The organism is Caldimonas sp. KR1-144 (assembly GCF_049446155.1).
Taxonomy (GTDB): domain Bacteria; phylum Pseudomonadota; class Gammaproteobacteria; order Burkholderiales; family Burkholderiaceae_C; genus Rivibacter.
The window spans coordinates 468,992-480,776 of the sequence record NZ_JBMSEE010000004.1 but is presented as its reverse complement, the minus strand read 5'-3'; the positions used below and the strand labels follow the sequence as shown (position 1 = coordinate 480,776).

Sequence of the window (11,785 nt, the reverse complement as noted above, 5' to 3'; positions counted from 1 at the left end):
TGCACCTGCGGCCCAACAAGCAGGCCAAGTACGAGGTGGTGGCAGCCGTGATGGCCGCCACGCAGCGCATCGGGCTGACCAAGATGGGCATCGTGGGCTCCGAGCAGTTCATCGACGGGAAGTAGGAGCACGAGTCGATGGACCTCTCATACGACAGCAAGGCCAAGTCGAACCCGCGGCGCCTGATCGGCTTCGCGGCGGTGGTGGTGCTGCACATCTTCATCTTCTATGCGCTGGTCTCCGGGCTTGCGCGCAGCGCGCTGCAGATCGTCAAGAAGCCGCTGGAAGCGAAGATCGTGCAGGAGATCCTGCCGCCGCCTCCGCCTCCGCCGCCGCCCCCGCCGCCCAAGCAGATCAAGCAGCCTGAAGCGCCCAAGGTGGAGGCTCCGCCGCCGCCTTACGTGCCGCCGCCGGAAGTGACGCCGCCGCCCACCGCGGCGCCAGCGATCACCGAGGTGTCGCCCGCGCCGCCGCCGGTCGAGTACAAGATCGCGCCGCCGCCGCCGGTGATGGCGCCGCCGCCGGGGCCGGCCAAGGCCGACATCGGCGTCGCCTGCCCGACGCAGGTCAAGCCGGAGATCCCGCGCAAGGCGCTGCAGGAAGGCGTCTCGGGCGTCGTGCGCGCCGAGGCGCTGATCAGCAACGGCGTGGTCAAGGAAGTGACGGTGCTCTCCGGCCCGCGCGTCTACCACCAGGCCGTTCGCGCCGCGATGATGCAGTACAAGTGCGTCTCCGGTGGAGGCGACATCAAGGCCCAGCAAGAGTTCGAGTTCAAGATCGACTGATCGATCGCGAACCTCGCCAATGAGAAGGGCCACCGCATGCGGTGGCCCTTTTTCATTTCACCATGACTCCAGCACCGAACTTCGCTGGACTACGCCGAAGCCCGATACAGCAGGTTTATCAATAACTTAGGCGAGTTCAACATATGCCGGTTCTTTCCGAAACCTGACCCAACTTCCCTGCTGGTGGCCCCTATGAGGCTCTTGGGAATCGGGTCTTTCCGAGGAGTCATCATGGCAAAGATCAAGCTCACCAAGTCCGCAGTCGATGCGGCACAACCCCAGGCGCAGGCTGTCGAACTCAGGGATACCCTGGTGCCCGGCTTCTTGTGCAAGATTACCCCATCGGGCCGCAAGGTGTTCATGCTCCAGTACCGGACGAACGCCGGCGAGCGCCGCAAGCCCGCCTTGGGTCAGTACGGGGAACTGACCGTCGAACAGGCCCGCTCGCTGGCTCAGGAATGGCTGGCCCAGGTGCGCCGGGGCGGCGACCCGGCCGCAGACAAGGCGCAGGCGCGCAAAGCGCCCACGGTCAAGGAGCTTTGCACGAAGTTCATGGAGGACTACTCCAAGCTGCGCAACAAGCCCAGCACCCAGGAAGGCTATCAGAGCGTCATCGACCGCAACATCGTCCCGATGATCGGCCGGATGAAGGTTCAGGACGTGAAGCGCCCGGACGTGGCCGGGATGATGAAGAAGATGACGCACAAGCCGGCCGACGCGAACCGCACGTTCAGCGTCATGCGCCGCATGTTCAATCTGGCCGAGGTGTGGGGCTACCGGCCCGACGGCACCAATCCGTGCCGGCATGTCCCGATGTTCCCCAACGGCAAGGCCACCCACCTCATTAGCGACGAGGACATGGGCAAGCTGTTCCGTCATCTTGAGCATCTGGAGGCCGAGAGACTGGAGAGCTACGTCATCCCGCTCGCGATCCGGCTGCAATTCGAGTTCGCCGGCCGTCGCGGCGAAATCGTCACGCTCCAATGGGATTGGGTGGACTTCGAGAACCGGCGCGTCGTCTGGCCCGACAGCAAGACCGGCGGCATGTCCAAGCCCATGAGCGAGGAAGCCTATCGGCTGCTTTCGACGGCACCGCGCCGGGACGATTGCCCGTATGTGCTGCCGTCCCCGAACCATCCCGGCCAGCACCTGACCACGGGCGAGTATTACAACGGCTGGAGCCGTGCGCTCAAGGCCGCAGGCGCGGCGCATGTAGGCACGCACGGCATCCGCCACCGCTCGGCGACCGACATAGCCAACTCGGGCATCCCGGTCAAGGTCGGCATGGCGCTGACCGCGCACAAGACCGTGGCGATGTTCATGCGCTACGTCCACACCGAGGATGACCCGGTGCGCAAGGCGGCCGAACTGGTGGCGAACCGGCGCAAGACGATCACCGGCGCCAAGCGGCTCCCTGCGGAGGCAACGGCATGAGCAGGCGCAAGGCATCCATTGCGTCACCAGCAGCACCAAAGGCGCTGGTGGGCGACATTCGGGCACTGATCGAGGCGTCGCGCCAGCGCGCCGCCTCGGCGGTCAATGCGGAACTGACCTTGCTGTTCTGGCGCGTCGGCCAGCGCATCCATACGGAAGTGCTGGCCGGTCAGCGGGCCGGGTACGGCGAAGAAATCCTGCCGTCCCTGGCCGCACAGCTTGTCCACGACTACGGGCGCAGCTTCGCGGACAAGAACCTGCGCCGGATGGTGCAGTTCGCCATCGCCTACCCCGACGAGCGAATTGTCGTTTCACTGTCACGACAATTGAGCTGGTCGCATTTCGTGGCACTGATCCCGCTGAAAGACCCGCTTCAGCGAGACTACTACGCGCAGATGACCAGCGCCGAACGCTGGAGCGTGCGGACGCTGCGCGAGCGCATCGACTCGATGCTGTACGAACGCACGGCCCTGTCCCAAAAGCCGGAGGAAACCATCGCGCAGGAACTGGCGACCCTACGCGATGTGCAGCGCATGACCCCGGCGCTGGTCATGCGCGACCCGTACATCCTCGACTTCCTGGGCCTGCGGGATAGCTGGCAGGAAAGCGACCTTGAGGCGGCCATCATCCGCGAAATGGAAGCCTTCCTGCTGGAGCTGGGCGCGGGCTTCTGCTTCGTCGCCCGGCAGAAGCGCATCCCGATTGACGACGAGGATTTTCACCTTGACCTGCTTTTCTACAACCGAAAGCTGCGGCGGCTGGTGGCGGTGGAGTTGAAGATCGGCGAGTTCAAGGCAGCCTACAAAGGGCAGATGGAGCTTTACTTGCGCTGGCTGGACAAGCACGAGCGGGAGCCGGAAGAAGCCTCGCCGCTGGGGATCATCCTTTGCACCGGCAAGAAGCGCGAGCAGATCGAATTGCTGGAGCTGGATAAGTCGGGCATCCACGTTGCCGAGTACCTGACCAGCTTGCCGCCGCGTGCGGTGCTGGGCGAGAAGTTGCAGCAGGCTACCGAGCGGGCGCGGTTGCAGATCGAGCAGCGCAAGCAAGATACCGAGTAGCCCAAACAGCATTCGTGCGTCCCGGCGTGCCGCCGTCGGGTTCGCGGGCTGCGCCCCGCGCTTCGTGCCGAATCGCGGCCATCCGGCTTTGACCCCTGACGCCTTCGGCCCTGGCGGGCCTGCGCGCTCCGCTTGCCGAAACCCGAGTGTGGGCAGTGGGCGGGTGTGGGCGGTCTTGCTGTTCCCTTCACCGTATCACGGCGTTCTCGCCGTCAATGACTGCGCGTGCTTCGCACGCTTGCGTCCTGGCGGCCGTCTTCGATCGTTGACTGCTTGCGCTGCGCCGTGAGGGCGACGGTTCCGGGCAATTCCGCCCGAGCAACCGGAGCACGATCATGTCGCAACTGTCCTTTTCCTCGTTCGATTCCTCGCTGATGGTGCGTGATGCGCAGGGCCGTTACCTGCTGGCAACTGCCGAGCAAATTCTGGAGGCCGCGCGCCAGGCCATCGAGCGCAAGATGCAGCGCGGCACGTCGTTCACGTCGCCGGCGGCAGTCAAGGAGTACCTGCGCGCCAAGCTGGCCGGCTTCGAGCATGAGGTGTTCGCGGTGCTGTTCATGGACACGCATCATCGGCTGATCGAATACGCCGAGATGTTCCGAGGCACCATCGACGGCGCATCGGTGTATCCGCGCGAGCTGGTCAAGGAGGCGCTGCGGCTCAACGCGGCGGCGGTCATCATTTCGCACAACCACCCGAGCGGCAATCCCGAGCCGAGCGGTGCCGACAGGGCATTGACCCAGCGGCTCAAGGAGGCGCTGGGGCTGGTGGACGTGCGTGTGCTGGATCACATCATCGTCGCGGGCACCGACACCACATCATTCGCCGAACGCGGCTTGATCTGACGAAGGGGCTTCGGCCCCTATTTGCTGCGCCCGGCGCGGGCCGGGCGAAAACGCTGCCTCGAAAATCCGAGACAGCGTTTCGGAAATTCATCGGCCTGCATGGAGGTATGGGGCGGTCTTGCTGTCCCCTTCATCGTGCCACGGCGTTCTCGCCGTCAAGGGCTGCGCGCCGATGGCGCTTGCGTCCTCGCGGCCGTCTGCGACTGACCTTGCCCCCGAGAACCGGATCCCTTGCTGAGTGGTTGAATTCAGACAAGGAGAGCGGATGTGAAGAAGGCGACGAGAGCGAAGTACACGCTGGAGTTCAAGCTCGAGGCGGTGCGGCTGGTCAAGGGCGGGCAGAGCATGGCGGCGACGGCGAAGATCCTGGGCATCGCCGAGCAGACGCTGCACAACTGGATCAGGGCCGACAAGGATGGTCGGCTGAGCGGAGCTGGCACCAAGCCGGTGAGCCCCGAGCAGATGGAGATCGCGCGGCTGCGAGCTGAACTGGCCCGTGTGAAGATGGAGCGCGACATCCTGGGAAAAGCGACGGCGTACTTCGCGAAGGAGCGGGGGTGAAGTACGCCTGGATCGAGCGGCACCGCAATCACTGGCCGGTGTCGCTGAGCTGCGAGGTGCTGGGCGTGAGCGCCAGCGGGTATCACGAGCACAAGCTTCGATCGGCCAAGCCGCGACGCCACATCGGCGACGACGCGCTGCTGGTGCACATCCGCGCTGTGCACGCCCAGACACGTGGCGAGTACGGCTGGCCGCGGGTATGGAGGGAACTGCTCGCAGGTGGCATCCGCGTGGGCAAGGAGCGAGTGCGCAAGTTGATGAAGCTGCACGGCATCAAGGCGCGAGGCAAACGCAAGTTCAAGGCGACCACCGACAGCAACCACAAGCTGCCGGTGGCCGAGAACCTGCTCGACCGCCAATTCACGCCAGCGGCACCTGACCGCGTGTGGACGAGCGACATCACCTACGTTGCGACCGATGAAGGATGGCTGTACCTGGTCGTGGTCATCGACCTGTTCAGCCGTCAGATTGTGGGCTGGTCGATGAAGCCACACATGAAGCGCGAGTTGGTCATCGATGCTCTGCGCATGGCCTGGTTCCGACGCCGGCCCGAGCCCGGGGTGATCTTCCACTCCGACCGCGGCAGCCAGTACTGCAGCGACGACTTCCAGCGGGCGCTGACCGAGTACGGCATGCGCAGCTCGATGAGCCGCAAGGGCAACTGTTGGGACAATGCGCCGACCGAGAGCCTGTGGGGCTCGCTGAAGGTCGGCAGGCTGCACGGGTGCCGGTTCGAGACCCGGCGCGCCGCGATGGACGAGATCGTCGACTGGCTGACGTTCTACAACCACCGACGACTTCACTCGTCGCTGGGCTACGTCAGCCCGATGCAGTTCGAACGGGCTTGGCTTGCCGCCCAGGCAAGGCAGGCCGCGTGATGGTCTCAGCTATGGGATCCGGAGAACGCGGGCAAGGTCAGACCCCTGACTGCTTGCGCTGCGCCGTGCCCCGGAAGGGTCGGGCAATTCCGCCCGGCATCCTTTCAGGAGTTCACCATGAACCACGCACTCATCACTGACGAGCGGCGCATCGTGCTGCTGGCCAACGGCCGTGCATCGCTGGAAAACCCGCACTTCGATCCGGCCCCCGTGGTCAAGCTGTTCACGCCGGATGCCGGCGCGACCTGGCTGCTGACCGAGATTGATCCCGATGACCACGACCACGCCTTTGGTCTTTGCGACCTGGGCCTGGGAATGCCGGAAATCGGTTGGGTCAGCTTGAACGAGCTGGCGACCGTGCGCGGCGGGCTGGGCCTGTCGATCGAACGCGATCTGTCTTTCCGCGCCGAGAAGCGGTTGAGCGCCTATGCACGCGAAGCGCGGCTGGCCGGGCGTGTCGTTGTCTGACCCGGCCCTTGGAGCGCCGCAAGGCGCTCCATGTGTTTTCTCGACCATCACAGGAGATCAATGCCATGAGCAGCCATCAAGATTGGGTCATCGAAGTTTCAGCGCAGCACGACGCGCACAAGCCATTCGCGCCGGAGAACGGCGAGCCGCTGCGCTTCAAGATCGGCGACGCGGTGATCTACACCAACGACTTCGGCGCACAGTTCCATAGCCGCGTCACCGGGTTTTATCAGCCTGCCGGGCCTTGCGGGCTGTACGCGCTCGGGCGGCGCTATTTTCTGGATTCGTCCTCACCGTGGATGCCGGTTGCGGAATCCAGCCTGCGCCCTGACGACGCGGCTTGATGCCTTCGCGCCCCTTCCGGGGCGCTGCGCGCTTCGCTTGCACTCCAGGGGAAGGCCATGCGGCCATCCCCGCCGCGCTGCGCTTGGCGCCCCTCAAAGCCCGCCGCCCCGGCTGCGCCGGCGCGGCAACACCTGCATACCATCGGCATTTCATCCTGAGCATCCGGCCCATGCTGTCCATCGTTGATTGCATGGGCGTCCCCGGCCAAGAAACATGGCCGGTCGCGCTGTCGTGCTGCGCATCGAACCCCCTTCGGGGTTTCGCCCCTGACGGGCTTCCATCGTTCCCTCGCTCCGCTCGGCTGACGCCTACGGCCCGGCTTCCAGCTTCGGGCCTGCGCGCTTCGCTTGCGTGCGGTTCGGCACACAGGGACGGCCGTTGCCATGTCCAGCCGTCTCCCCTGACTTCATCACCTTCTCCGCGACCGTAGCCCGCTCCCGTGGGCCGTCAAGGCGCGCAGGGCCGTGTCCTCGGCTGCGCCTGCGGGCCGCACCAACCCTGCGCTTGTCTCCTTGACGGCCCCCGTCCACGCGCTCCTTTGGCCGCGGGCGATGAACTCAGGAAAGACGGTGGCAACAGGGCCAACCGGGTTCCTCGTGCCAACCGCACAGAACAGCCGAAAGGCTGGGCTTCCGAATCTAGGAATCCGGTGTGCGGTTTGAACAGCAAACCCTTTTCGTCAGGAGAAAGACCATGCAACTCGCATCCCGTTTCGCTTCCCGTTCCCCCTCGCTGCGCAGCGATTACCCGCTGACCGATGACCAGATTCACCGCGTAGCGCCGTCCATCTTCGCGGACGCGCCGCATGAAAGCCGTTCGCAGCGGTACGCCTACATCCCCACCGCCGCCGTGCTGGCCGAGCTTCGCAAAGAAGGATTCCAGCCTTTCATGGTGACGCAAACCCGCGTGCGCGATGAAGGCAAGCGCGAGCACACCAAACACATGCTGCGCCTGCGCCACGCCAGCCAAATCAACGGCGCGGAAGCTAACGAAATCGTGCTGCTGAACTCCCATGACGGGACGAGCAGCTATCAGATGCTGGCCGGCATGTTCCGGTTCGTGTGCAGCAATGGCCTTGTGTGCGGCGACACCGTGGCCGATGTGCGCGTGCCCCACAAGGGCGACGTTTCCGGGCACGTCATCGAAGGCGCTTACGAAGTCTTGCGCGGCTTCGACCGGGTGAAGGATTCCCGCGATGCCATGCGCGCGATCACGCTGGACGAAGGCGAAGCCGAAGTATTCGCCCGTTCCGCGCTGGCCTTGAAGTATGACCCCACCGACAACAAGCCCGCGCCCATCACCGAATCGCAAATCCTGATGCCGCGTCGGTTCGATGACCGCCGCCCGGACTTGTGGAGCGTGTTCAACCGCACCCAAGAAAACCTGACCAAAGGCGGATTGCATGGCCGCAGCGCCAACGGACGCCGCCAGCAAACCCGCCCGGTGCAGGGCATGGATTCCGATGTGCGCCTGAATCGCGCCCTTTGGATGCTGGCCGATGGCCTGCGCCAGTTGAAAGCCTGATTCCCGACGCAGCAGGGGCAGGCAGCAGCCCTTGCCGCTTCCTTCGCTGCTGCATCCCTGAACCGATAGGAGCTATCACCATGAACGCCGTTACCCAAACCGAAGCCCGCGCCCTCAACACCGCCGCCGCTATCCCGCTGGAAGCCGCTGACCCGACCAAGAACCTGATTTTGGTTCCGCTTTCGCGGCTGGTGTTGCGCCCTGCTGGCCGCAACGTGCGCAAGACCCCGCGCATGTCTATCCCCGAACTGGCCGCAAGCATTCAGCGTGTCGGCCTGCTGCAAAACCTCATCGTCATTGCCGCCGCCGATGGCGAGCATTACGAAGTGGTGGCGGGTGGCCGTCGCCTCGCCGCGTTGAAGCTGCTGGCGAAGAAGCGCCGCATCAGCAAGGAATGGGAAGTGCCTTGCCTGCTGGTGGCCGATGGCACGGCCCGCACGGCCAGCCTCACCGAGAACGTGCAGCGCGAAGCCATGCACCCCGCCGACCAGTTCGAGGCATTCGCCGCGCTGGTGGCCGAAGGCCGCCCCATCGAGGACATAGCCGCCGATTTCAGCGTGTCCCCGCTGGTGGTGCAGCGCCGCTTGAAGCTGGCGAACGTCTCGCCTCGCCTGCTGGCCGACTATCGCGCCGAAGCCGTGACGCTCGATCAGTTGATGGCGCTTGCCATCACCGACGACCACGTCGCGCAGGAAAGCGCCTTCTACGACGCTCCGACGTGGCAGCGCAACCCTTCCCAATTGCGCGACCGCCTGACCGAGCGCGAGACTGACGCATACCGGCATCCGCTGGTGCGTTTCGTGGGGCTGGACACCTACGAAGCCGCAGGCGGCGGCATTCGCCGTGACCTGTTCGCGGAAGGCGATGCGGGCGTGTATCTGACCGATGCCGCGCTGCTGGAACGGCTGGCGCAAGACAAGCTGGCCGGTATCGCCGCCGAGGTGAAGGCCGAAGGTTGGGCATGGGTGGATGCCACGCCCGCCGTGACCCATGCCGACCTGCACGCCTTCCAGCATGCGCCGAGGGAGCGCCGCGAACCGACCAAGCGCGAAGCGCAGCGCATCGAAAAGCTGCAAACCAAGCTGCACGAACTGGCCGCAGCCGTGGATGACGCGCTCGATGCCGAGGACGAGGAAAAGGCCGATGCCTTGCAGGAAGAAGGCGAAGCCGTGGGCGAACAGTTGCAGGCGCTGGAAGATGGATTGAAGGACTACAGCGCGACCGCGAAGGCCGCAGCCGGTGCCATCGTCACCATCGACCGCAACGGGCAGGCCGTGATTCATCGCGGGCTGCTGCGCGAAGCCGAAGCCAAGGCGCTGCGCACGCTGGAACGCTTGCGGCAGGGTTTCGGTAGCGAAGGCGAAGCCGCGAACGACGACGAAGGCGAGGACGACGAACAACCCAAGACCGCCGCCATGTCCGACAAGCTGGCGCAGCGGTTGAGCGCCCACCGTACCGGCGCACTGCAAATCGAAGTCGCCCGGCATCCGCAAGTCGCGCTGGCCGCGCTGGTGCATGGCATGGTGCAGACCGTCTTGCAGGGCAGCCACTACGGCCACGACTTGCCACTGGGCGTGAGCCTGAAAGTGCAAGACCGGCTGGAAGGCATCGCCCCGGACATACCGGATTCGCCCGCCGCCGTGGCGCTGCGCGAGTTGCAGCAGGTCGCAGGCGAAGGCTTGCCGGAGGACAGCGCCGAACTGTTCGCCGTGCTGCTGGCGAAGTCGCAAGATGAACTGGTGCGGCTGCTGGCGGTATGCGTGGCCGTCACGGTGGACGTGGTAACGCCCCGCGCTGCGCAGCGCCAGCCCGGCGCGGAACTGGCGCAGGCCGTGGGGTTGGATATGACCGCATGGTGGAAGCCCACCAATGAGGGTTATTTCCAGCACATCCCGAAGGCCGTGATTCTGCAAGCCGTGGGGCAGTTCGCCCCGGCGCACGTCACCCGGCTGGCGAAGTTGAAGAAGGGAGACATTGCCAGCGAAGCCGAACGGCTGGCGGACGGCACTGGATGGATGCCCGCCATCTTCGCAGCCGAAGCCACGCAGCAGCAGGCCGCGCAGGATGTGGCGACGGAAGCGGAAGCCGACACCACGGACACCGCCGCCGTGACCGATGAACCGGCCGAGGCATTGGCTGCGTGACCCTGCACCGATGAGCGCCCTGGTTCCGACCGGGGCGCTTCACCATTCCATCAACGCCAGCCCCAGGCCGTTCCGCCCTGGGGCTGGTGGTCAAAAAACCGGACGCGGCGACGGCCGCGCCCGGTTTCAAGGCCCAAAGCCACAACGCCCCTTCGCCGCCTTCGGGCAGGTGGCGAAGGGGCGACGCACAAGTGGCCCTTATGCGCGGAAAAACTCTCGAAGCCCATAAGTGCGTCGGCGCACAGCACCGACGACATTCCGAACGCGCCCCGCCGCAATGGGCGGGGCTTGTGGGGCTACGCCTCGGCTTGCTGCGACAGGTTGCACGAATGCGTGCCGTCCTCGACGCTGGCAGTTCGTCGCCTGTACGTCACGAAGGACGGTTCACCGACACGCCGCCCGGCCTTGCAATGGAGCCTCCACGCCACGCCTCACACAAGAGGCCACCTGCAACGTCAGGGGCGCCTGCGCCCTTGTCGCCGGTGTTGTCCTTGCCGTGTCAGGGCGTAGGCCGGTGAAGCCGTCGCGCGGGGATGCCGAGTCGGCCATGTCTCCATTCGGGAGCGGGCGGCCAGTACGTCCTTGTGTTGTTGTGAATCCTGGCGGTGGCTGGGCTTCATGGCCGCAACCTTCCAGCGAAAACAATTTCCCCTGCGCTGCGCGCATTCCTCGCGGGACAAATTCTTTTCGCTTCCAGGTTCTCCACAGTGTTGCGACCGCTGCGCGGTGCGGCCAGCCCATCCCCCGCCGGACGGATCACAACAAGGACGCACTGGCGCGACCTTGTTCAACCCGAAAGGAGAAATCATCATGGCAAACATCGGCACCTTCACCGCAGAGAAAGACGGCTTCACCGGCCAGCTCCGCACCCTGACCCTCAACGTCAAGGCCAAGCTGGTTCCCAACGACAAGGGTGAGAACGAAAGCGCCCCGGACTTCCGCCTGCAAGCGGCCGGCCACGACTTCGGCGCGGCGTGGAAGAAAACCAGCGAGGCCGGGCGGGATTACCTGTCGGTGGCCATCGACGATCCTTCGTTCCCGGCAACGGTCTATGCCCGCCTGATCGAAGGCGAGAACGGCACGCATGACCTGATCTGGTCGCGCAGCAAGCCCAAGGCGGCCTGACGGCCGCCCACCGCGCCCCGTCCATTGCGGCGGGGCGCGGTGCTGCTGATCGCAGCACCACACGCACCGGGTTTCGGCGGTTGCCTCATGCCCGGCATGTCCAGGGCCGGCATCGCATTGGCGATGGTCGGATGATTCAACGCCCGTAGCAGCAAGCACAAGATGGCGTGTCGGCGCGTTGCGCCGCCGGGCTTTCGGGCTTGCGCCCCGTGCCGGCAAGCCGTCACGGCCATGCGGCTTCAATCCCTCACGCCTCCGCGCCTGCGGTGCTGCGCGCTCCGCTTGCGGAAATCCAGACGCGCTACAGCGCGTCGCGCTCTTTCAGCACGGCCTCGAACTCCTGGCGCACCCGCGCCAGCAGCTCGTCTGCCTTGCGCGTGTCGTCGCCGGCGTAGGCCAGCGTCAACAGCGTCAGCGGATGCACTTCCATGACCTCGCATAGTTCGGTCAGCTTGTGCAGCGTCGGACTTTTCAGATCGCGCTCCAGCGTACTCATATAGGTGCGGCTGGACACGTCGGAGAACGCTTCCTGGCTCAAGCCTCGCGCCTTCCTGACTGTCCGTATTGCCGCTGCTAATGAGTGTTTCGCTGCCACTAACTTGGTTTCCCCACAAA

General features: G+C 65.3%; 11 protein-coding genes. 10 read left to right on the top strand and 1 reads right to left on the bottom strand.

Annotation, left to right across the window (positions count from 1 at the left end):
• Positions 1-137: 137 nt before the first annotated feature.
• From ACO2TI_RS12705 to ACO2TI_RS12660, 10 genes are all read left to right on the top strand, one after another.
• Positions 138-785, top strand: coding sequence for an energy transducer TonB (locus tag ACO2TI_RS12705; protein WP_423284741.1), 648 nt, complete (start codon positions 138-140; stop codon positions 783-785).
• A gap of 231 nt (positions 786-1,016) precedes the next feature.
• The gene (locus tag ACO2TI_RS12700; protein ID WP_336966182.1) at positions 1,017-2,219 is read left to right on the top strand and encodes a site-specific integrase; all 1,203 of its coding nucleotides are present in this window, start codon (positions 1,017-1,019) and stop codon (positions 2,217-2,219) included.
• Positions 2,216-3,280: a PDDEXK nuclease domain-containing protein gene (locus ACO2TI_RS12695; protein ID WP_336966181.1), complete on the top strand. Its 1,065-nt coding sequence runs from the start codon at positions 2,216-2,218 to the stop codon at positions 3,278-3,280. The genes ACO2TI_RS12700 and ACO2TI_RS12695 overlap by 4 nt, the downstream gene beginning before the upstream one ends.
• Before the next feature lie 335 nt (positions 3,281-3,615).
• On the top strand, positions 3,616-4,125 hold the full coding sequence (locus ACO2TI_RS12690) for a JAB domain-containing protein (RefSeq protein WP_336966180.1): 510 nt from the start codon (positions 3,616-3,618) through the stop codon (positions 4,123-4,125).
• 267 nt (positions 4,126-4,392) lie between these two features.
• Positions 4,393-5,564, top strand: a protein-coding gene (locus tag ACO2TI_RS12685) for an IS3 family transposase (protein ID WP_336966179.1) whose coding sequence is annotated in 2 segments (ribosomal slippage) — positions 4,393-4,648 and positions 4,648-5,564 — 1,173 coding nt in all. Because the reading frame shifts where the segments join, the coding sequence is not laid out codon by codon here.
• Between the two features lie 117 nt (positions 5,565-5,681).
• Positions 5,682-6,032 carry a DUF2958 domain-containing protein gene (locus tag ACO2TI_RS12680; protein ID WP_336966178.1) on the top strand — a complete coding sequence of 117 codons (351 nt, stop codon included), beginning with the start codon at positions 5,682-5,684 and terminating at the stop codon, positions 6,030-6,032.
• Positions 6,033-6,097: 65 nt separating this feature from the next.
• A complete protein-coding gene (locus ACO2TI_RS12675) occupies positions 6,098-6,376 on the top strand; it encodes a hypothetical protein (protein ID WP_336966177.1) in 279 nt (92 codons plus the stop codon).
• A 694-nt stretch (positions 6,377-7,070) separates the two neighbouring features.
• Positions 7,071-7,901 carry a DUF932 domain-containing protein gene (locus tag ACO2TI_RS12670; protein ID WP_336966175.1) on the top strand — a complete coding sequence of 277 codons (831 nt, stop codon included), beginning with the start codon at positions 7,071-7,073 and terminating at the stop codon, positions 7,899-7,901.
• 80 nt (positions 7,902-7,981) lie between these two features.
• Positions 7,982-10,045 (top strand): ParB/RepB/Spo0J family partition protein, encoded by a 2,064-nt coding sequence (locus ACO2TI_RS12665; protein WP_336966236.1) that lies wholly within the window; start codon positions 7,982-7,984, stop codon positions 10,043-10,045.
• Between the two features lie 810 nt (positions 10,046-10,855).
• The gene (locus ACO2TI_RS12660; RefSeq protein ID WP_049445269.1) at positions 10,856-11,170 is read left to right on the top strand and encodes a DUF736 domain-containing protein; all 315 of its coding nucleotides are present in this window, start codon (positions 10,856-10,858) and stop codon (positions 11,168-11,170) included.
• A gap of 301 nt (positions 11,171-11,471) precedes the next feature.
• Here ACO2TI_RS12660 and ACO2TI_RS12655 read toward each other — a convergent pair whose 3' ends face one another.
• Positions 11,472-11,765 (bottom strand): helix-turn-helix domain-containing protein, encoded by a 294-nt coding sequence (locus tag ACO2TI_RS12655; protein ID WP_106503205.1) that lies wholly within the window; start codon positions 11,763-11,765, stop codon positions 11,472-11,474.
• Positions 11,766-11,785 lie beyond the last annotated feature (20 nt).